The sequence below is a fragment of the Ectothiorhodospira variabilis genome (genome assembly GCF_022227625.1).
GTDB lineage: Bacteria > Pseudomonadota > Gammaproteobacteria > Ectothiorhodospirales > Ectothiorhodospiraceae > Ectothiorhodospira > Ectothiorhodospira haloalkaliphila.
In genome coordinates this window covers 135,779-157,120 of the sequence record NZ_JAJNAO010000001.1, presented here as the reverse complement: position 1 = coordinate 157,120, position 21,342 = coordinate 135,779, and the positions used below count along the sequence as shown (strand labels likewise).

General features: G+C 62.6%; 20 protein-coding genes. All 20 read left to right on the top strand.

Annotation, left to right across the window (positions count from 1 at the left end; translation table 11 throughout):
- The first annotated feature begins 237 nt into the window (after nt 1-237).
- The 20 genes from LPW30_RS00730 to glmU all read left to right on the top strand — a co-directional run bounded on the left by LPW30_RS00730 (nt 238) and on the right by glmU (nt 21,310).
- Nucleotides 238-2,226: a BCCT family transporter gene (locus LPW30_RS00730; RefSeq protein WP_238623992.1), complete on the top strand. Its 1,989-nt coding sequence runs from the start codon at nt 238-240 to the stop codon at nt 2,224-2,226.
- A 151-nt stretch (nt 2,227-2,377) separates the two neighbouring features.
- Nucleotides 2,378-3,652 carry a quaternary amine ABC transporter ATP-binding protein gene (locus tag LPW30_RS00725; RefSeq protein WP_238623991.1) on the top strand — a complete coding sequence of 425 codons (1,275 nt, stop codon included), beginning with the start codon at nt 2,378-2,380 and terminating at the stop codon, nt 3,650-3,652.
- Nucleotides 3,653-3,745: 93 nt separating this feature from the next.
- A complete protein-coding gene (locus LPW30_RS00720) occupies nt 3,746-4,600 on the top strand; it encodes an ABC transporter permease (RefSeq protein ID WP_025283084.1) in 855 nt (284 codons plus the stop codon).
- Between the two features lie 74 nt (nt 4,601-4,674).
- Nucleotides 4,675-5,490: a glycine betaine ABC transporter substrate-binding protein gene (locus LPW30_RS00715; RefSeq protein ID WP_026623850.1), complete on the top strand. Its 816-nt coding sequence runs from the start codon at nt 4,675-4,677 to the stop codon at nt 5,488-5,490.
- A 174-nt stretch (nt 5,491-5,664) separates the two neighbouring features.
- Nucleotides 5,665-6,669: a porin gene (locus tag LPW30_RS00710; RefSeq protein ID WP_239679826.1), complete on the top strand. Its 1,005-nt coding sequence runs from the start codon at nt 5,665-5,667 to the stop codon at nt 6,667-6,669.
- Between the two features lie 404 nt (nt 6,670-7,073).
- Nucleotides 7,074-7,970, top strand: coding sequence for a PfkB family carbohydrate kinase (locus LPW30_RS00705; protein ID WP_239679825.1), 897 nt, complete (start codon nt 7,074-7,076; stop codon nt 7,968-7,970).
- A gap of 397 nt (nt 7,971-8,367) precedes the next feature.
- The gene (mnmG, locus tag LPW30_RS00700; protein WP_239679824.1) at nt 8,368-10,260 is read left to right on the top strand and encodes a tRNA uridine-5-carboxymethylaminomethyl(34) synthesis enzyme MnmG; all 1,893 of its coding nucleotides are present in this window, start codon (nt 8,368-8,370) and stop codon (nt 10,258-10,260) included.
- Nucleotides 10,253-10,921 carry a 16S rRNA (guanine(527)-N(7))-methyltransferase RsmG gene (rsmG, locus tag LPW30_RS00695; RefSeq protein WP_420797703.1) on the top strand — a complete coding sequence of 223 codons (669 nt, stop codon included), beginning with the start codon at nt 10,253-10,255 and terminating at the stop codon, nt 10,919-10,921. The genes mnmG and rsmG overlap by 8 nt, the downstream gene beginning before the upstream one ends.
- 3 nt (nt 10,922-10,924) lie before the next feature.
- Nucleotides 10,925-11,725, top strand: coding sequence for a ParA family protein (locus LPW30_RS00690; protein ID WP_025283078.1), 801 nt, complete (start codon nt 10,925-10,927; stop codon nt 11,723-11,725).
- Between the two features lie 86 nt (nt 11,726-11,811).
- Complete coding sequence (locus LPW30_RS00685; protein WP_238623987.1) at nt 11,812-12,675, top strand: ParB/RepB/Spo0J family partition protein; 864 nt, start codon at nt 11,812-11,814, stop codon at nt 12,673-12,675.
- Between the two features lie 135 nt (nt 12,676-12,810).
- Nucleotides 12,811-13,212: an ATP synthase subunit I gene (locus tag LPW30_RS00680; RefSeq protein WP_025283076.1), complete on the top strand. Its 402-nt coding sequence runs from the start codon at nt 12,811-12,813 to the stop codon at nt 13,210-13,212.
- 15 nt (nt 13,213-13,227) lie between these two features.
- A complete protein-coding gene (gene atpB / locus LPW30_RS00675; RefSeq protein ID WP_025283075.1) occupies nt 13,228-14,001 on the top strand; it encodes a F0F1 ATP synthase subunit A in 774 nt (257 codons plus the stop codon).
- A 95-nt stretch (nt 14,002-14,096) separates the two neighbouring features.
- Entirely contained in the window at nt 14,097-14,366 is a 270-nt protein-coding gene (gene atpE / locus LPW30_RS00670) for a F0F1 ATP synthase subunit C (RefSeq protein ID WP_025283074.1), read from the top strand.
- 60 nt (nt 14,367-14,426) lie between these two features.
- Nucleotides 14,427-14,897 carry a F0F1 ATP synthase subunit B gene (locus tag LPW30_RS00665; protein ID WP_025283073.1) on the top strand — a complete coding sequence of 157 codons (471 nt, stop codon included), beginning with the start codon at nt 14,427-14,429 and terminating at the stop codon, nt 14,895-14,897.
- Between the two features lie 10 nt (nt 14,898-14,907).
- A complete protein-coding gene (locus LPW30_RS00660; protein WP_025283072.1) occupies nt 14,908-15,444 on the top strand; it encodes a F0F1 ATP synthase subunit delta in 537 nt (178 codons plus the stop codon).
- 29 nt (nt 15,445-15,473) lie between these two features.
- Nucleotides 15,474-17,015: a F0F1 ATP synthase subunit alpha gene (gene atpA / locus LPW30_RS00655; RefSeq protein ID WP_239679823.1), complete on the top strand. Its 1,542-nt coding sequence runs from the start codon at nt 15,474-15,476 to the stop codon at nt 17,013-17,015.
- Between the two features lie 14 nt (nt 17,016-17,029).
- Nucleotides 17,030-17,890, top strand: coding sequence for a F0F1 ATP synthase subunit gamma (gene atpG, locus LPW30_RS00650; RefSeq protein ID WP_025283070.1), 861 nt, complete (start codon nt 17,030-17,032; stop codon nt 17,888-17,890).
- A gap of 44 nt (nt 17,891-17,934) precedes the next feature.
- Nucleotides 17,935-19,317 carry a F0F1 ATP synthase subunit beta gene (gene atpD, locus LPW30_RS00645; RefSeq protein WP_025283069.1) on the top strand — a complete coding sequence of 461 codons (1,383 nt, stop codon included), beginning with the start codon at nt 17,935-17,937 and terminating at the stop codon, nt 19,315-19,317.
- 12 nt (nt 19,318-19,329) lie between these two features.
- Nucleotides 19,330-19,761: a F0F1 ATP synthase subunit epsilon gene (locus tag LPW30_RS00640; RefSeq protein ID WP_025283068.1), complete on the top strand. Its 432-nt coding sequence runs from the start codon at nt 19,330-19,332 to the stop codon at nt 19,759-19,761.
- A gap of 175 nt (nt 19,762-19,936) precedes the next feature.
- Nucleotides 19,937-21,310 carry a bifunctional UDP-N-acetylglucosamine diphosphorylase/glucosamine-1-phosphate N-acetyltransferase GlmU gene (glmU, locus tag LPW30_RS00635; protein WP_239679822.1) on the top strand — a complete coding sequence of 458 codons (1,374 nt, stop codon included), beginning with the start codon at nt 19,937-19,939 and terminating at the stop codon, nt 21,308-21,310.
- Nucleotides 21,311-21,342 lie beyond the last annotated feature (32 nt).

The window sequence follows — 21,342 nt, the reverse complement described above, 5'->3', positions numbered from 1 at the left end:
GTGACCTTTTCAAGACAAGAATAACTCTCGGGCAGTGGTTTGGAATCAAGCGTTGAGTGATGTCCGCTGCGGCGTGTCGTGGTCCGTCTCGTTCGTGCGAGCGGCCGATTGATGGGGTGCGGGGATATTCGAATCCCCGGTTTCGATGCCCCGGCCAGATGTGTGCGGCCAGTCCGTCGTTGAAGGTTTTTCCGGCCAGGTGGCCGGTACTCATAGCCAATGGTATCAGGAGGGTCTATGGCCGAAAGTAACGATGCCCCGACACGGGCACCCCGTTTGCAGATCAACCCGCCGGTGTTCATCGCCTCGGCGCTGATAGCCCTTGTTCTGGTGGTGTTTGCCACCACATTCACCGAACTGGCGGGGGATGTGTTCAGTGCCGTCCTGGGCTGGGTCACCGACAAGGTGGGATGGTTCTACGTCCTGGCCGTAGCCGGTTTCGTGGTGTTCATGTTCGCTGTGGCCATATCCAGTTATGGAGGAATCAAACTCGGGCCGGACCATAGTGAGCCCGACTACAGCTATCTCTCCTGGTTCGCCATGTTGTTCTCTGCGGGCATGGGTATTGGGCTGATGTTCTTTGGCGTGGCCGAGCCGGTGATGCACTACGTGTCGCCGCCCACCGGCGACCCGGAAACGGTTCAGGCCGCCCGCGACGCCATGAGCATCACCTTCTTCCATTGGGGCGTGCATGCCTGGGCCATCTATGGTGTGGTGGCGCTCTCGCTGGCTTATTTTGCCTTCCGTCAGGGATTGCCCCTGACCATCCGCTCGTCCCTGTATCCCCTGATTGGTGATCGTATCCATGGTGGCATCGGCCATACGGTGGACACCTTTGCCGTGCTGGGCACCCTGTTTGGCGTGGCCACCTCCCTGGGTTTCGGTGCCATGCAGATCAACTCCGGCCTGGAATACCTCTTCGGTGTGCCCAACGCGCCCATTGTGCAGGTGGTGCTGATTGCGGTCATCACGGCCATCGCCACGGTGTCCGTGGTGCTGGGGCTGGACGGCGGCATCCGTCGGGTCTCTGAATTCAACATCATCCTGGCTGTCGGCTTGCTGATCTTCGTGCTCGTGGCCGGGCCCACGGTCTACCTCCTGCAGACAGTGGTGCAGAACACCGGTAACTATGTCTCCAGTGTGTTCAGCATGACCTTCAACCTCTATGCCTACGAACCCACGGACTGGATCGGCGGCTGGACGCTGTTCTACTGGGGTTGGTGGATCGCCTGGGCGCCTTTCGTGGGCATGTTCATCGCTCGCGTCTCCAGGGGACGTACCATTCGCGAGTTCACCTTCGGTGTGCTGCTGGTGCCGGTGGGTTTCACCATCATGTGGATGACCTTCTTCGGCAACACGGCCCTGAACATGATCATGGAACAGGGCATCGGCGATCTGGCAGAGCAGGTGTCGGCGGATACCTCGGTGGCGCTGTTCCAGTTCTTTGAACACCTGCCGTTTTCCACCATCACGGCTTTTCTGGCCACGATACTGGTCGTGACGTTCTTCGTTACCTCCTCGGACTCCGGCTCTCTGGTGGTGGACATCCTCACCTCCGGGGGCAAGGAAGATTCCCCCACCTGGCAGCGCATCTTCTGGGCCATTCTGGAGGGCGTGATCGCCGCGGCCCTGCTATTGGCCGGGGGACTGGCAGCACTGCAAACGGCCACCATTGCCAGTGCATTGCCCTTCACCATCATCATGATCATCATGTGCTGGGGGCTGCTCAAGGCCTTGCGCATCGACCGGATGAAGAAGGTGAGCCTGCTGGAGGCCCGGGTCTCGCCCGTGGGTCCGCACGCGGCGGTGAGCTGGCAGCGGCGGTTGCGCTCCATCGTGCATCAGCCACGCCGTAACGAGGTGGTCCGCTACATCCAGGAAACGGTCAAGCCCGCGTTGAATGCGGTGGCAGAGGAACTGCGCAAGCAGAACCTGGACGCCGTGGTGGGCGAGCGTGAAGACGGTCGTTGCTGGGTGGAAGTGCGCCATGGCGAGGAGATCGATTTCTTCTACTCCGTGCGTCCCCGTGCCTACGAGCCGCCGTCCTTCGTCATGCGTGATACCCGCCCGAAACGGGCTGAGGCCCTGAAGTACTTCCGGGCCGAGGTGCACCTGAGCGAGGGTGGTCAGGACTACGACGTGGTGGGCTGGAGCCAGGAGGCCCTCATCAACGACGTGCTGGAGCACTATGAGCGGCACATGCACTTCCTCGACGCGGTGCGTTGAGGCCGCGGCATGGAACAGGCCCGGGCTGCATTGCGGCCCGGATCTGATCTGAAGCTCGCTGCGCCCCGGGCCTGAACAGGCATCGGGGCGCAGTGTTTTCATTTTTCCGAACTTTCACGGGTCCTTCGAGGGGCCCAGGCAGGACAAGACCTTGCAACCGAAAATCCAGGTAAAGAACGTCACCAAGGTGTTTGGTGACCACCCCGAACGCGCCTTGCAACTCCTGGACGAGGGCCTGGACAGAAAGGAAATCCTTCAGCGCACCGGGCAGACGGTGGGGATCCAGAACGTCTGCTTCGATGTGGCCCAGGGCGAGATCCTCGTGGTCATGGGGCTCAGTGGCTGCGGCAAGTCCACCCTGATCCGTTGCCTTAACCGTCTCATCGAGCCCACGGCCGGCGAGGTGGTGATCGACGGCGAAGACATCCTCAAGCTATCCAACGATCAGGTCCTGGAGCGACGCCGTCGCAAGTTCGGCATGGTGTTCCAGAACTTTGCCCTGTTCCCTCACCGCACCATCATGGAAAATGCCGCCTTTGGGCTGGAGATCGGCGGTACCGACAAGGAAACCCGCGACGCCAAGGCCACCGAGGCGCTGAAGCTGGTAGGTCTGGATGGCTGGGAGCAGTCCTATCCCTCGCAATTGTCCGGCGGCATGCAGCAGCGCGTGGGCCTGGCCCGGGCCCTGGCGGTGGACCCGGACATCCTGCTCATGGACGAGGCCTTCAGCGCCCTGGACCCCCTGATTCGCCGTGACATGCAGGATGAGTTGCTGGCCCTGCAGTCCCGGGTGAAAAAGACCATCGTCTTCATCACCCACGACCTGGACGAGGCCCTGCGACTGGGGGATCGCATCGTGCTCATGAAGGATGGGTATGTGGTGCAGATCGGCACCCCCGAGGACATCCTCACGTCCCCCGCCAGCCGCTACGTGGAGCGTTTCGTGGAGGATGTGGACAAGACCCAGATCCTGACCGCCGGCGCCATCATGCACGATTCCCGGATACGTGTGACGCCCAACGATGGGCCTCGCACTGCGCTGCACAAGATGGATCAGGAAAGCTTCTACAGCGTCTTTGTCACCCAGCGCGACGGCACCCTGGAGGGCTATGTCTGGGCTGAGGACGCGGCCGAGGCGGTCAAGCGCAAGGAAAAGACCCTGGAGGGCATCATCCAGCGCGACCACTACGCGGTGAAACCCGACGAGAGCATTGGCACGCTGTTCCAGATGCTGGTGGACACGCGCATTCCGCTCGCCGTGGTGGACGACAACGGCAAGTTGCTGGGCACCATCGTCAAGACGCAAGTCCTGGCCGCGCTCGCCGATGCCCAGCCCGACAAGGAGGATGCCGAAGCTGGAGATGGCGAAGGCGAAACCGAACCCACCCAGGCCCAGGAAACCGCAGAAGCCAAGGTCGGCGCCTGACGGTATGCGTCTCCGGGTGCGAGCCGATTGTGGCCTGCACCCGGGTGGCAAGGCCTGTCCCATGACCCCCGTTCAAGCCCGGATCACCATACAATGAGTCAAGATTTTCCCTTCGTAGGCAAGTTCCCGTTGTCGGATTACATCGACGACGGTCTGGACTGGCTGACCACCACCTTCTCGGGTGTCACCCGGGCCATCAGTACCGTGCTCGGCAACGGCGTGGAAGGCGTGGTGACCGCCCTCAGCTTCCCGCCCCCCTGGGTGGTCATCCTCGGTTTCGCGGCCCTCGCCTGGTACCTGGCAGGCCGGCGCGTGGGTATCGGCACGGCAGCCGGCCTGCTGTTCCTCTGGAACCTGCAGCTCTGGCAGGCCACTGTCGAGACCTTCACCCTGGTGCTGTTCGCCACCGCCGTGGCCGTGGCCATCGCCCTGCCGCTGGGCATCCTGGGGGGGCTTTCCGACCGGTTCAAGGCGGCGGTCATGCCGGTGCTGGACTTCATGCAGACCATGCCGGCCTTCGTTTACCTGATCCCGGCCATCCCGTTCTTCGGGCTGGGGCAGGTGTCCGCCATGTTCGCCACCGTCATTTTCTCCATGCCCCCGGCCATCCGCCTCACCATCCTCGGCATTCGCCAGGTACCCAAGGAACTGGTGGAGGCCTCGGACGCCTTTGGTGCCAACTGGCGCCAGAAACTGTTCAAGGTGCAGATGCCCCTGGCCGTGCCCACCATCATGGCCGGCATCAACCAGACCATCATGCTGGCACTGTCCATGGTGGTGATCGCTGCCATGATCGGCGCCGGCGGCCTGGGCGGCGAGGTGTGGCGCGCCATCCAGCGACTGCAGCCGGGCAACGGTTTCGAGGCCGGCATCGCCATCGTCATCCTGGCCATGATCCTCGACCGGGTCACCCAGAAGATCGGGCAACCCAAGAAGAAGCAGCAGTAGTCAGCCCCACAACCGGAGATACGCCGATGCATCAAGCAAGAAAAACACGGGCCGCCCACTGGGCCGGCATCATCATGATCATCGCCCTGCTGGCCCTGCCCATGGCTGCCACCGCAGGCGACAAGGGCCGCATCAGCCTGCCCTATGTGGAGTGGGCCAGCGAAGTGGCCAGCACCAACGTGGTGCGCGTGGTGCTGGAAGAGGCCGGCTACGACGTGCGCATGGTTTCGGTGAGTGCCGCCGCCATGTGGCAGTCCGTCGCCACCGGCGACCAGGACGCTTTCGTCGCCGCCTGGCTGCCCACCACCCACGGCCACTACCTGGAGCAGGTGCAGGACCGGGTCGAGGACCTGGGCCCCAACATGGAAGGCACCCGCATCGGCCTGGCCGTGCCCACCTACGTGGAAATCGATTCCATCGAGGAACTCAATGATCACCGCCGCCAGTTCGGTCGCCAGATCATCGGCATCGACCCCGGCGCCGGCATCATGAGCACCACCGAGGACGCCATCGAGGAATACGGCCTCAACCTGCGTCTGGTGGAAGGCTCCGACGCCACCATGACCGGCGTGCTGGCCAACGCCATCCGCACCAACGACTGGGTGGTGGTCACCGCCTGGACCCCCCATTGGAAGGAAGCCCGCTGGGATCTCAAGTACCTGGAAGATCCCAAGGGCATCTACGGTGGTGAGGAATACGTCCACACCATCGTCCGGGCCGGACTCAAGGACGACATGCCCGAAGCCTACGCCATCCTCAACAACTTCAACTGGACGCCTGAGAAGATGGCCGAGTTGATGGTGATGAACGAAGAGGGTGGCGATCCTTACGACAACGCCAAGCGCTGGGTCGAGCAGAACCGCGACCTGGTGGACACCTGGCTGCCGTAAGCCCCACGGGTGCCCGGCACGATACTCGGGCACCCGCTGATGCCTTGGGCCCTCATGGGACCCAAGGCATCAGCCTGGTAGTACAACACCTTTGAAACCAGCACGTTCAGCGGGTCTGAACGTGCTTATGACCAAAACCCCGCACAGACGGGAAAACGAGTGAACACACACGCCATGAACAGAAAGACCTTGATCGCCACCGCCGTCACCGCCGCCCTGGCCGTGCCGGCTTACGCCCAGGCTAATGACCTGAACATCGACTTTTACGGCTCCGCGCGCATCGCCGTGGAAAACGTCCGTCCTGACAACCAGGACGAGGATGATGGTGGCCTGGACTCCTACAGCGGTTTCCGTGACGCCTATTCCCGCATCGGCTTTAACGCCGACTACCCCCTGGCTGAAGGCCTGACCCTGATCGGCCAGCTGGAACTGCCCATCGACATCGCCAACAAGGCCGTGCAGGATCCGTGGGATCAGGAGCAGGACGTGCGCGTTGCCCAGATCGGGGTGCAGGGTGATATGGGTACGCTGCTGTATGGCCAGATGTGGATGCCCTATTACAATGCCATCTCCTTCCCGGTGGATATGTTCAGCAGCTACTACAGTGGCTTTGCGACCTTCACCACCTTCCGTGAGAAGGACAGCATTTCTTACTACAGCCCGGACATGAATGGCCTGTCCTTCGCCTTCGCCTGGAGTGAGGAAAATGGCCTGAATGGCGATGATCGTGTCCAGCTGACGGGTAGTTATGCCTTTGGCGACACCATCGTGTCCGTTGGTATGGATGACTTCCGAGGTGACGACAACACGACGCTGGCCGGGATCTCAATCGCTCATACGATGGGTGACCTGTACTTGGGAGCAAAATATGAGCGCTTCTACAGCGATGCCGATTCCGGGTATGGAGAAGACGGTGACACTGCCATGAACGTGTATGCTGGTTACACCATGGGACAAAATACGTTCAAGGTGATGGTTGCCGAGGTTAAGGAGTTTGGTGAGACCGTGGTGCATCTCGGTTACGACTACCAGTTCAATAATGACCTGAAATTCTTCGCTGAGTATTATCGTGAACAGACGACTGCTGCGATCACGGACAAGCGCGAAGGGCGCGATGTGTTCCCGGCCGAAGCTAAAGGCGGCCAGGTCTTCACCGCCGGCATGCGCTACGACTTCTAAGTCAGTCGCATCATCCGGGATGGCGCCCTCAGGGTAGGCCATGCCAAGCAGACAAAGGGGGCTCGCGAGCCCCCTTTGTCGTGTCAGGCCCAAGCGGAGCCTGTCCGTCCAAAGCAAACAGCAAGGCGCGACCCCAGGTTCACCACGATCCAGGTGCATTGGGGGCGGTCCGGCTGTGGGCGGGTGTTCGCCGCAGGGATGCGGCGATCAAGCCTACAGGGACGTATTCACGGCGTCCCGCCGGCAGCCGGACCGCCCCCAATGCGCCGACCTCACCGCCAGCTGCGGACCGCCAGCCCCCAGCGGAATCCAAGCCAGCCACCACACCCCCCAACTTTACCCCCACCCCCCCATTCACTATCCTGTCCCGACCCGCCTCCACCCGCCCACAGGCACCCCACACCATGGCCCACATCCTCGGCATCGGCGTCGCCACCCTGGACATCATCAACATCGTCGACCACTACCCCGCGGAAGACGAAGAAATGCGCGCCCTCGAACAACGCGCCTGCCCCGGCGGCAACGCCGCCAACACCCTCCACGTCCTCAAACAACTGGGCCACCACTGCGACCTGGCCACCGTCCTGGCGGAAGAGCCCGACGGCGACCGCCTCAAAAACCTCCTGACACAGCGCGGCATCGGCACCGACACCTGCCAGCGTCGCAGCGGCCGCACCCCCACCTCCTACATCACCCTCAACGCCACCAACGGCTCCCGCACCATCATCCACCACCGCGACCTGCCCGAACTGCAAGCCAGCCACGTCGCAAACCTCCCCCTGGACCGCTACGACTGGATCCACCTCCAGGCCCGCGACACCCACACCACCAGCCGCATCCTGCAAACCCTGCGCAGCCGCCAGCCCAGCCATCGCCCCATCTCCCTCGAAGTGGAAAAGGACAGAGACGGCGTCGATATGCTCTTCGGCCAACCCGACGTCATCATCTTCTCCCGACCCTTCGTCCTCGGCCGCGGCTACGACGAACCCGAAGCTTTCCTGAGGGGCATCCACAAACGCGTACCCGGCGCCATCCTCATCAGCACTTGGGGCGAAGAAGGCTCCTGGGCCTGGGCCAGCCGCGACGGCCTCTACCACGCGCCCGCCTGCCCACCCCCCCAAGTCATCGACACCCTCGGCGCCGGCGACACCTACAACGCCGGCCTCATACACACCCTCGCCAACGGCGGCACCGTCACCCAGGCCCTCTCCAACGCCACCCGCCTGGCAGGCCACAAGGTCGGCCAACGCGGCCTCGACGGCCTGGACATCAGCATCCTGCAAAGCGAAGGCGACAACTGAGACCCGACGTATCCATCCAAAACTTAGCGATTACTTACAGAGCTCCCGAAGTGCACCCAGGGGCGAGGTCACCCCCACCCAAGCCCTGCGATCACCCACGACCCACTCGGAGGGCACCCTAAGGCGAAGCCAATACAGCATCCGAGCCCCTTTGGGGAGGGTAAGGCTGTGCGCGGGTGTGCGCCGCATGGATGCGGCGCTCAAGCCTACAGGGATGTATTCACGGCGTCCCGCGAACAGCCTTACCCTCCCCAAAGGGGCGCCCCCAATGCTGAACGAAGGAAATGCCCCCCCCCATCCAAGGAAGCCAATGCCCCAGCCAAACCACCCACGATCCCCTGCACCCAACCCCTCAAACGGTTAAACTAAAGAAATATCCCAACCCCGGCCCTCAACCATGCACTACCAGGCTCAATACGACGTCATCGTCGTCGGCGGCGGACATGCCGGGACCGAGGCGGCCCTGGCGGCCACCCGCATGGGCTGCAACACCCTGCTGCTCACCCACAACATCGACACCATCGGCCAGATGAGCTGCAACCCCGCCATCGGCGGCATCGGCAAAGGCCACCTGGTCAAGGAAATCGACGCCCTCGGCGGCCTCATGGCACGAGCCGCCGACCAGGGCGGCATCCAGTTCCGCACCCTCAACAGCCGCAAGGGCCCCGCCGTGCGCGCCACCCGCGCCCAGGCCGACCGCAGCCTCTACAAGGCCGCCGTGCGCCATGGCGTCGAAAACCAGCCCAATCTGCAACTCTTCCAGCAGGCCGTGGACGACCTCATCATCGAAGGCGAACGCGTCACCGGCGTCATCACCCAGGGCGGCCTGCACTTCATGGCCCCCTCAGTGGTGCTCACCGTCGGCACCTTCCTGGCCGGTCGCATCCACGTGGGCGAGGCCAACCACGCAGGAGGCCGCGCCGGCGATCCCCCCGCCACCCGTCTGGCCCAACGCCTGCGCGAACTGGCACCGCGTGTGGGTCGTCTCAAGACCGGCACCCCGCCGCGCCTGGATGCCCGCAGCATCGACTTCAACCGAGTGAGCGAACAACCCGGCGACAACCCCACGCCCGTGTTCTCCTTCATCGGCAGCGCCGCCGAACACCCGCGTCAGATCAGCTGCCACATCACCTGGACCACCCCGCGCACCCTGGACATCATCCGCGACAACCTGCACCGCTCCCCCATGTACAGCGGCGTCATCGAAGGCATCGGGCCCCGCTATTGCCCCTCCATCGAAGACAAGGTCGTGCGCTTCGCCGACAAGGAACGCCACCAGATCTTCATCGAACCCGAAGGCCTGGATACCCACGAGATCTACCCCAACGGCATCTCCACCAGCCTGCCGTTCGACGTCCAGATCCAGGTGGTGCGCTCCATTGAAGGCTTCGAGCAGGCCCACATCATCCGGCCCGGCTACGCCATCGAATACGACTTCTTCGACCCCCGCGACCTCAAGCCCAGCCTGGAAACCCGTGCCGTGCAGGGGCTGTTCTTCGCTGGCCAGATCAACGGCACCACCGGCTACGAAGAGGCCGGAGCCCAGGGGCTCGTGGCCGGTATCAATGCCGCCCGGCGCGTGCGCGACCAGGATGCCTGGTGCCCACGCCGGGACGAAGCCTACATCGGCGTGATGATCGATGACCTCATCACCCGCGGCACCGGCGAGCCCTACCGCATGTTCACCAGTCGTGCCGAATACCGCCTCACCCTGCGCGAGGACAATGCCGACCTGCGCCTTACCCCGGCAGGTCGTGAGCTGGGCGTGGTGGATGGCGCACGCTGGGCCGCCTTTGCCGCCAAACGCGAGGCCATCGAGCGCGAGACCGCCCGGCTGGAGCGGGTCACACTCAAACCCGGTCGTGTGCCCGAAGATCAGGCGCAGGCGCTGTTCGGGGGGGCGCTGACCCGGGACTGCTCCCTGCTGGAACTGCTGCGCCGCCCCGGCGTTGGCTACGCCGAACTCACTGCCCTGGCGGACGCCGGCCCGCCAGTGCAAGACCCGCGGGTGGCCGAGCAGGTGGAGATCCAGGTGAAATACGCCGGCTACATCGAGCGCCAGAAGGACGAAGTGGCGCGTTCACGTCGCCTGGAAGACACCGCCCTGCCCGAGAATCTGGACTACCAGGCCGTGGCCGGCCTCTCCCACGAGGTGCGTCAGAAACTGGCGGAACACCGACCGGCCACCGTGGGACAGGCCTCGCGCATCCCCGGCGTGACGCCCGCTGCCGTCTCCCTGCTGCTGGTGCACCTCAAGAAACAATCCATGAGTCTCAAACGCAGTGCCTGATTCCACCCGCCTCGCCCACGATGCCGTCCATCCCTTTCCACCCCATGTGGGAGAACGCCTGGCCCGGGGGCTGGGCCAGCTGGGGCTGGATGCCGATCTGAAAACGCCCCTGCTGGCCTATGTCTCCCTGCTCACTCGCTGGAACAAGGCCTACAACCTCACCGCCGTGCGCGACCCCAGGGATATGGTCAATGTCCATCTGCTGGATTCCCTGGCCGCACTGCCCCATGCGCGCGGGCCGCGCATCCTGGATGTGGGCACGGGGCCGGGGCTGCCGGGCATTCCGCTGGCACTGACCCGGCCTGACTGGCAGTTCGTGCTGCTGGACTCAGGGATCAAGAAGACCCGATTCCTGCGTCAGGTGGTCATGGAGCTGGGTCTTGGCAATGTGGAGGTGGTCCATTCCCGAGTGGAAAACTACCGTCCGGACCAGGGCTTTGATACAGTCATCAGCCGCGCATTCTCCGCCACCGGCACGTTCACGCGTGTGGCCGGCCATCTGTGCGGCCCCGGGGGGCAGTTGCTCGCCATGAAGGGCCGCGACGCCGACAATGACCCCGAAGGGCTGCCCGCTGGCTGGTCCGTGGTGGCGACCCATTCGCTCCGGGTGCCCGGCTTGTCTGCCGTGCGGCATCTGGTCGAAATCAAAAAGGATTCCTGAGACATGGTCAGAATTATCGCCGTGGCCAACCAGAAAGGCGGTGTCGGCAAGACCACCACCAGCATCAACCTGGCTGCCTCCCTGGCGGCTGCCCGGCGGCGCGTGCTCCTGATCGACCTGGACCCGCAGGGCAATGCCACCATGGGCAGTGGTGCCGACAAGTACGACCTCTCCCACAGCGCCTGTGATGTCCTGATGAAGCGTGCATCGGCTGCCGATACCATCATGAAGATGGAGGCCGTGGGTTACAGCCTGATGCCTTCCAACAGCGACCTGACCGTGGCCGAAGTGAACCTGATGACGGCCCTGCGTCGGGAGTATCGCCTGCAGGAGGCGCTGGCCGGTGTTCAGGAGGACTACGACTTCATCATCATTGATTGCCCGCCCTCGCTGAACATGCTCACCGTCAACGCTCTGGTGGCGGCCCATGGCGTGATCATCCCCATGCAGTGCGAGTATTACGCCCTGGAAGGGCTCTCGGCCCTGGTACAGACCATCGACAGCATCCGGGAATCGGTCAATCATGAACTGCAGATCCATGGCTTGCTGCGCACCATGTTCGATCCACGCAACAACCTGTCCACCGAAGTGAGCGAACAGCTCACCCAGCACTTCGGGGACCGGGTGTATCGCACCGTGATTCCGCGCAATATTCGTCTGGCGGAGGCGCCCAGCCATGGCCTGCCGGTCATCCTGTATGATAAGTCCTCTCGCGGGGCCCTGGCCTACCTGGCCCTGGCCGGCGAGATCCTGCGTCGTGAAGGCCGGCCCACGGCCCCGGAGAATGTCCCGGGCGTGGCTTGAGTGTCTGCGCCCGCCGGGACCGGGGTGCCCGCCGCATGGGGCGTCCCATCCGCTTTGCAGCCCCTTACTTTCGGGTGAACAGCATCATGGCAAGAAGAAAATCGGGACTGGGTCGCGGCCTGGATGTATTGCTTTCCAGCGCCAGCCAGGCCGGACATGAAAGGGATGACCCTTCCGACCTGCGGCAGGTGCCGGTGGAGCAGATCCGTCGTGGCCGCTACCAGCCCCGCATGAACATCCAGCCCGAGGCGCTGGAGGAGCTGGCCAACTCCATCCGTGCCCAGGGCATGGTGCAGCCGGTGGTTGTCCGGCCGGTGGAGGAGGGATTCGAGCTGGTGGCCGGCGAGCGCCGCTGGCGGGCGGCGCAGATGGTCGGTCTGCACGAGATACCCGCCGTGGTGCGCGACATCCCGGATCGTGCGGCGGCCGCCATGGCTCTGATCGAGAACATCCAGCGGGAAGATCTCAACCCCCTGGAGGAGGCCAACGCCCTGCACCGGCTCATCGATGAGTTTGGCCTCACTCATCAGCAGGCGGCAGAGTCCGTGGGGCGCTCACGCACCAGTGTCACCAACCTGCTGCGCCTGCAGGAGCTGGAGGAGCCGGTCAAGACCCTGGTGGACGAAGGGCGTCTGGAGATGGGGCATGCCCGGGCATTGCTGTCCTTGGTGGGGCCGGTGCAGGTGGATGCCGCGCGCCGTGTGGCCGACAAGGGGTTGTCCGTGCGCGAGACCGAGCGTCTGGTGCAATCCCTGCTCAACGAGCAGGAAAAGACCCCCGACAATACCAGGCCCCCGCGTAACCCGGACGTGGAACGCCTGGAATCCGAGCTTTCCGATCGGCTCGGGGCACGGGTGAATATCCAGTACAATACCCGCGGGCGGGGCAAGCTTGTCATCCAGTACAACAGCCTGGATGAGCTGGATGGCATCCTTGGCCACATTAATTAGTGGGTCATCAAACCTCGTGTTTGTCAATTCCAGCGTTGACCGCCCGTTAGCGGACTCTTATAATGCCGCGCTGCTGTCATCGGTGCGCGGTCTTCCGGAGCGCCGAAAAAACAAGGTGAAGCACCGATTGACGACATGACCCAATATCCGCTCGCCCAGGCAAGACTCTGGAATCGGGCAACCAAGCTGATACTTGGCCTGCAGTTGCTGGTCGCTGGCCTGGGTTATCTGGGCGGCTATCTGGCGGGTGGATCGGATACGGCGTGGGCTGCCCTGGTGGGTGGCTTGATCAGCTTCATCTCGACAGCGTATTTTGCGTTCCGCGTCTTTTCCGGCCGCAGGGGGCGGCCGGCAAAAACCATCGTAAGAAGTTTCTATGCCGGGGAGACCCAGAAAATCTTCCTGACTGTGGCCCTGTTTGTGGTCGCAATCGTGTGGCTGGAGGTTGAGTTCCTGCCCATGTTTCTGACTTACATGGCCGGACTCATGGCCTTTTGGCTGGCCCTGCTGCCGGTGATGTCCGGCGCAAACGAGTAAAAGCGAGCGAACACCATGTCAATGGAATACGAGTCTGCTGGAGACTACATCAAGCACCACCTCGGGCATTTGACCCTGGGCAACCCGGAGTCGTTCTGGTCCATCCATCTGGATACCATGTTCTTCTCCCTGGCCATGGGTGGTCTGTTCCTCTTCATCTTCATGCAAGCCGCCAAATACGTCACTCAAGGCGTGCCGGGCAACCTTCAGAATCTCGTGGAGATCATTGTCGGCTTCGTGGATCAGCAGGTGAAAGACACCTTCCATGGCCGTAGCAACCTGATCGCCCCGCTGGCGCTGACGCTGTTCGTGTGGATTTTCCTCATGAATCTGCTCAAGCTGCTCCCCTACGATCTGATTCCCTATCTGGCCCACGCGGTTGGCCTTGAATACATGCGCATCAACCCCACCTCGGACATCAATGCCACCTTCGGCATGTCCCTGGCGGTGTTCGGCCTGATCATCTACTACAGCATCCATATCAAGGGCGGTGCAGGTTTCGCCAAGGAAATGCTCCTGCACCCCTTCGGTAAGTGGCTGATGCCCTTCAATCTGGTCCTCAAGGTGGTGGAAGAGATCGCCAAGCCGGTTTCTCTCTCACTGCGACTCTTCGGCAACATGTATGCTGGCGGCCTGATCTTCACCCTGATTGCCCTGCTGCCCTGGTACATCCAGTGGTCGCTGGGTCTGCCCTGGTCGCTGTTCAAGTTGCTGATCATCACCTTGCAGGCGTTCATCTTCATGGTGCTCACCATCGTGTACCTGAGCATGGCCCACGAAGATCATTGACGAACGGCACCCCGGGCCGCCTTCGACGGCTCGGGGTGGATTCACCCCAAGCTGTTCTTTGTAACCTTTGACTTTTAAACTTTCTGGAGGAAGTTATGGAACTCGCCATCGCTAACGTTCAGGGCATGACCGCCATCGCTGTGGGTCTGATTCTGGGTTTGGGTGCACTCGGTACCGCAATCGGCTTCGGTCTGCTGGGTGGTCGTTTCCTGGAAGGCGCTGCGCGTCAGCCTGAGATGGTCCCCATGCTGCAGGTGAAGATGTTCATCGTTGCCGGTCTGCTCGACGCCGTGACCATGATCGGTGTGGGTCTGGCCCTGTTCTTCACCTTTGCTAACCCCTTCCTGGGCGCGGTGACCGGTTAAAGCGCGGATGCCTTATCGCGCAGTCCACCCGATACAACCGTCTCTAGGGGAGGTAGCAACGTGAATATCAATCTCACGCTGCTCGGTCAGATGATCACCTTCGCCCTGTTGGTGTGGGTCACCATGAAGTATGTGTGGCCCCCCATCATCAAGGCGATGAAAGAGCGTCAGAAAGAGATCGCCGATGGCCTGGCGGCCGCCGAGCGCGGCAAGCATGAGCAGCAGCTTGCCGAAGACAGGGCCAAGAAGGTCCTTCAGGAAGCCAAGCAGCAGGCTGCGGAAATCGTCGCCACGGCTCAAAAGCGCGCCAACGAAATCGTTGAATCCTCCAAGGATACCGCTCGCCAGGAAGCCGACCGCATCAAGGAATCCGCTCACTCCGAGATCGAGCAGGAGGTCAATCGTGCCCGCGAAGAACTGCGCAAGCAGGTGGGTACGCTGGCGGTCACTGGTGCCGAGCGCATCCTGAAGAAGGAAGTCGACGCCAAAGCCCACAATCAGGTGATCAAAGACCTGGTGAGCCAGATCTAGGTGAGCCGCCATGTCTGAAAAAACCACGGCCGCAAGGCCCTACGCCAAGGCGGCGTTCGAGGTCGCAAAGGACGCCGGCAATCTGGCTGGCTGGTCCGATCAACTCGCTTTCATGTCCGCTGTCGCCAGCGACGCGAAGATGAGCGAGTTCCTCGATAGCCCCAAAATCACCCGCGAGACGATGGCCAAGGCCTTCCTCGAGACCTGCGAAGGCAAGGTGGATGATGGTGGACGCAACTTCCTGCGCCTCTTGGCGGAGAATGACCGTTTGCCGCTACTGCCCGAGATCGCCCGGCTCTTCGAGACCATGAAGGCGGAAGCAGAACGCAAGGTGGAAGCCACGGTGTTCTCCGCGCAGGATGTGGATGCGGATCAGAAAAAGGCGATCGCCGACGCGCTGAAAAAGCGCCTCGGGCGTGACGTGGATCTGGTCTGCCAGGTGGACGACAGCCTCATCGGCGGCGCCATCATCCGCGCGGGAGACCTGGTCATCGATGGCTCGGTCCGAGGGCGCTTGTCGCGCCTGGCCAGTAGTCTGAGCCGCTAAGAGGATTCGAGCTAAGAGGATTTCGAACTATGCAACTCAACCCGTCTGAAATCAGTGAACTGATCAGCCAGCGTATCAAAAGCTACGAATCGGCGGCCGAGGCTCGCACCGAGGGCACCGTGGTCAGTTTGTCCGATGGTATCTGCCGACTGCACGGTCTGGCCGATGTCATGCAGGGCGAAATGATCGAATTCCCCGGCGACACCTATGGCCTGGCGCTCAACCTTGAGCGTGATTCCGTGGGCGCCGTTATTCTGGGTGATTACAAGCACATCAAGGAAGGCGACACCGCCAAGTGCACCGGTCGCATCCTGGAAGTGCCGGTAGGCGAGGCCCTGCTGGGCCGTGTGGTGAACTCCCTGGGCATGCCGGTGGATGGCAAGGGCAGCATTGAATCCGATGGGACGGCTCCCATCGAGAAGATTGCCCCGGGCGTGATCGAACGCCAGTCCGTGGATCAGCCGGTGCAGACCGGTCTGAAGGCTGTGGATGCCATGGTGCCAGTGGGTCGTGGTCAGCGTGAGCTGATCATCGGCGACCGCCAGACCGGCAAGACCGCCGTGGCCGTGGATGCCATCATCAACCAGAAAGGCAGCGGCATTAAGTGCATCTACGTGGCAGTGGGGCAGAAGGCCTCTTCCATTGCCAGCGTGGTGCGCAAGCTGGAAGAGCATGGCGCGATGGAGCACACCATCATCGTCGCGGCCACCGCTTCTGAATCCGCCGCCATGCAGTACATTGCCCCTTACGCCGGTTGCGCCATGGGCGAGTACTTCCGTGACCGGGGTGAAGATGCCCTGATCATCTATGATGACCTCACCAAGCAGGCCTGGGCCTATCGTCAGGTGTCCCTGCTGCTGCGTCGTCCGCCGGGTCGTGAAGCCTACCCCGGTGACGTGTTCTACCTGCACTCCCGCCTGCTGGAGCGCTCTTCCCGCGTGAATGCGGAATACGTGGAGAAGTTCACCAACGGCAAGGTGAAGGGCAAGACCGGTTCGCTGACCGCCCTGCCCATCATCGAGACCCAGGCCGGTGACGTGTCTGCCTTTGTGCCGACCAACGTGATCTCCATCACCGACGGCCAGATCTTCCTGGAAACGGACCTGTTCAATGCAGGTATCCGACCGGCCATCAACGCGGGTCTGTCGGTGTCTCGTGTGGGGGGTTCGGCGCAGACCAAGATCATCAAGAAGCTGGGTGGCGGTGTGCGTCTGGCACTGGCTCAGTATCGTGAGCTGGCAGCCTTCTCGCAGTTTGCTTCCGACCTGGACGAAGCCACCCGCAAGCAGTTGGAACGCGGCCAGCGCGTCATGGAGCTCATGAAGCAGAAGCAGTACGCGCCGCTGTCCATCGGTGAGATGGCCTTCTCGCTGTTCGCCGCCGAGGAAGGCTACCTGGACGACGTGGAAGACAAGAAGGTCGTGGACTTTGAACACGCCCTGCACGATTACCTGCGCTCGAGCCAGAAGGAACTCCTGGACAATATCAACGAGACGGGTGATTTCGGCGACGACATCAAGTCCGGCATGAAGGCCGCTCTTGATGACTTCAAGGCAAATCACAGCTGGTAATCGGGGGCTGACTTATGGCAGGCGCAAAAGAGATCCGCGGCCAGATCAAGAGTATCAAGAATACTCAGAAGATCACCAAAGCCATGGAGATGGTGGCCGCCAGCAAAATGCGCAGGGCGCAGGATCGCATGCTGGAAACCCGCCCCTACGCGGAAAAGATCCGGCAGGTGATCGGCCATGTGGCCATGGCCAACGCGGAATACCGGCATCCGTATCTGGAAGAGCGGGACGTCAAGCGTGTGGGCATCATTGTGGTGTCCACCGACCGGGGGCTGTGCGGCGGTCTGAACATCAACCTGTTCAAGAAGACCGTGCAGCAGATGCGCGAGTGGCGGGAACAGGACGTGGAGATCGATTTGTGCCTGATCGGCAGCAAGGCCCTCGGGTTCTTCCGTCGCATGGGTGGCAATGTGGTGGCCAATACGGCCAACCTGGGCGACAAGCCCCGTCTCAACGACCTGATCGGCACCATCAAGGTGATGCTCGAGGCCTATGACGAGGGTCGGATCGACCGGCTGCTGCTGGTGGAAAACGAGTTCGTGAACACCATGAGCCAGAAGCCCAAGGTCACGACCCTGCTGCCCATCGAGCCCGCTGGCGAGGACCAACTCAAGCATCACTGGGACTACATCTACGAGCCGGATACCGTGCCCGTGCTGGACACCCTGCTGACCCGTTACATCGAGTCCGTAATCTACCAGGCGGTGGTCGAAAACGTGGCCTGTGAAATGGCAGCCCGGATGGTGGCAATGAAGTCGGCCACCGACAACGCCGGGGATCTCATTGATGAACTGCAGCTGGTGTACAACAAGGCACGCCAGGCAGCCATCACCCAGGAGATCTCCGAGATCGTCGGCGGCGCCGCTGCGGTTTGAGGCCGACCCCGGTTCAAGATTCGAAAGACTAGAGGATTATCAACATGAGTGCTGGAAACATCGTTGAAATTATCGGCGCGGTGGTGGACGTAGAGTTCCCCCGTGACGCCGTGCCCAAGATCTACGATGCCCTCATGGTGGAAGAGGTCGGCCTCACCCTGGAAGTTCAGCAGCAGCTGGGTGACGGTGTGGTGCGGACCATCGCCATGGGTACAACGGACGGCCTGCGCCGTGGCATCAATGTCTCCAACACCGGCAAGGCCATCACCGTGCCGGTGGGCAAGGGCACCCTGGGCCGGATCATGGACGTGCTGGGCAAGCCGGTGGACAACGCCGGCGACGTGAAGGCGGAAGACTCCTGGTCCATCCACCGTGCGGCACCCAGCTACGAAGAACAGGCCGGTTCCACCGACCTGCTGGAGACCGGCATCAAGGTGATCGACCTGCTTTGCCCGTTCGCCAAGGGCGGCAAGGTGGGCCTGTTCGGCGGTGCCGGCGTGGGCAAGACCGTGAACATGATGGAGCTGATCCGTAACATCGCCATCGAACACTCCGGTTACTCCGTGTTCGCCGGTGTGGGGGAGCGTACCCGTGAGGGGAACGACTTCTACCATGAGATGAAGGACTCCAACGTGCTGGACAAGGTGGCCCTGGTCTATGGCCAGATGAACGAGCCCCCGGGCAACCGTCTGCGCGTCGCGCTGACCGGCCTGACCATGGCGGAATACTTCCGTGACGAAGGCCGTGACGTGCTGATGTTCATCGACAACATCTACCGTTACACCCTGGCCGGTACCGAGGTGTCCGCACTGCTGGGTCGTATGCCCTCCGCAGTGGGTTACCAGCCGACCCTGGCTGAGGAAATGGGTGTTCTTCAGGAGCGTATCACCTCCACCAAGAAGGGCTCCATCACCTCCATCCAGGCCGTTTACGTGCCTGCGGATGACTTGACCGATCCCTCTCCGGCCACCACCTTTGCTCACCTGGACGCCACGGTGGTGCTGTCCCGTCAGATTGCCGAGCTGGGCATCTACCCGGCGGTGGATCCCCTGGACTCCACCAGTCGTCAGCTGGACCCGCTGATCATCGGTCAGGAGCACTACGATACGGCCCGTGCCGTGCAGAACACCCTGCAGCGCTATAAGGAACTCAAGGACATCATTGCCATCCTGGGTATGGATGAGCTGTCCGAGGAAGACAAGCAGGTGGTGTCCCGGGCTCGCAAGATCCAGCGCTTCCTGTCCCAGCCCTTCTTTGTGGCGGAAGTGTTCACCGGCTCGCCCGGCAAGTACGTGTCCCTCAAGGACACGATCAATGGCTTCCAGGCCATCGTCGACGGCGAGTACGATCACCTCCCGGAGCAGGCCTTCTACATGGTGGGCAGCATCGAAGAGGCCGTCGAGAAGGCGGAGAAGCTCAACAAGTAAGCGGGGGCAACCATGTCCATGACGTTTCACGTCGATATTGTGAGTGCGGAGGAGTCCATCTACTCCGGAACAGCTCACATGCTGGTGGCGCCGGCAGAACATGGCGAGGTGGGTGTCATGCCTCGTCACTCCCAGTACATCTCGCTGCTCAAGCCGGGCGAGATCCGGGTGAAGGTGTCGGACTCCGGTGAGGAGCACAACATCTTCATTTCCGGTGGTGTGCTGGAGGTTCAGCCCCACGTGGTGACCGTGTTGGCGGATACTGCCATCCGGGCCAAGGATCTGGACGAGGCGGAGGCCCTGGAGGCCAAGCAGCGTGCCGAGGATGCACTGGCCAACCGCAAGGCAGACTTCGACTATGCCAAGGCTCAGTCGGAGCTGATTGAGGCGGCTGCACGCCTGCGCATGATCCAGAAGCTGCGTAACAGCAGTAACAAGCAGTAAGGCCGGGCGGGGCAGGTTCCCGTTCGCGACAAAGGCCCTTCGCCTTCGGGAGAGGGGCCTTTTGTCGTTCTGGCGCCCCGGATGGCGGTCTTCGGGCCCTGGCGGTTCCCCCGTCTCCGTTCATTCCGGTAGACTTTCCCCACCTTATTGGAACATGTACCGGGAAGGCCCCCAGGTGAGCACCCCAACCACTGTCATCATCCTCGCCGCCGGCCAGGGCACGCGCATGCGCTCTGCCCTGCCCAAGGTACTGCACCCTCTGGCTGGGCAGCCCTTGCTGGCGCATGTCATCCAGACCGCCCAGGCGCTGACGCCCGAGCGGATTGTTGTCGTCTACGGTCATGGGGGCGATCAGGTTCGCCTGGCCCTGGCGGATGCCCCGGTCACCTGGGTGGAGCAGACCGAGCAACTGGGCACGGGGCATGCGGTGGCCCAGGCCCTGCCTGAGGCCGGGCAGGACGACCGTGTTCTTGTCCTCTATGGGGATGTGCCCCTGGTGGCTCAGGAGAGCCTGGCTCGGCTTCTGCGGGCCCTGGATGACCATGAACTGGCCGTACAGGCCATGATGCTGGAAGACCCCACCGGTTACGGACGCATCCTGCGCGACGCCAAGGGGCAACCGGCACGCATTGTTGAACAAAAGGACGCCACTGCCGATGAGCTGACCATCCGCGAGGTGAACACGGGCTTCATGGCGGCCTATCGCCGCCGTCTGGAAGACTGGCTGGGCCGGGTGGACCGTAACAATGCCCAGGGCGAATATTACCTGACCGATTGCATTTCACTGGCGGCCGGGGATGGCGTGCGGGTGGCTGCGGTGGTGGCCGATGATCCCGAGCAGTTCCAGGGCGTCAACGATCGGGTGCAACTGGCGGCCCTGGAGCGTGCCTATCAGCGTCGCCAGGCCGAAATCCTGATGCGGGGGGGTGTCTCGGTGCGTGATCCGGCGCGTCTGGATATCCGGGGCACCCTCTCTACCGGGCAGGATGTGACCCTGGACGTCAACGTGATCCTGGAAGGCGATGTCACCCTGGGCGAGGGTGTCCAGGTGGGCGCCCATTGCGTGCTGCGCAACGTCAGCGTGGGGCCGGGCACGATCATTCAGTCCCATTGCATCCTGGAGGACGCCACCATCGGGGCGGATGCCAGGATCGGCCCCTTTGCCCGCATCCGGCCCGGCACGGAACTGGCGGCCGGCGTGCACGTGGGGAATTTTGTCGAGATCAAGAAAAGCCGGGTGGGCGAGGGGTCCAAGGTGAACCACCTGAGCTACGTGGGCGATAGCCAGGTGGGCCGGGGCGTTAACGTGGGCGCCGGGACCATCACCTGCAACTATGATGGTGCGAACAAGCATCTCACCGTGATCGGCGATGGGGCCTTCATCGGCTCCAATACGGCCCTGGTGGCTCCGGTCACGGTGGGCGAGGGTGCCACCATCGGTGCCGGTTCCACCATCAACGCCGATGCCCCGGCGGGACAGCTGACCCTGACCCGCGCGCCGTTGGAAACGAGAACGGATTGGCAGCGACCGACGAAGAAAGGCGGTTGAGGGAGGTGGAGTGCCATATCGGCCCTCACCCT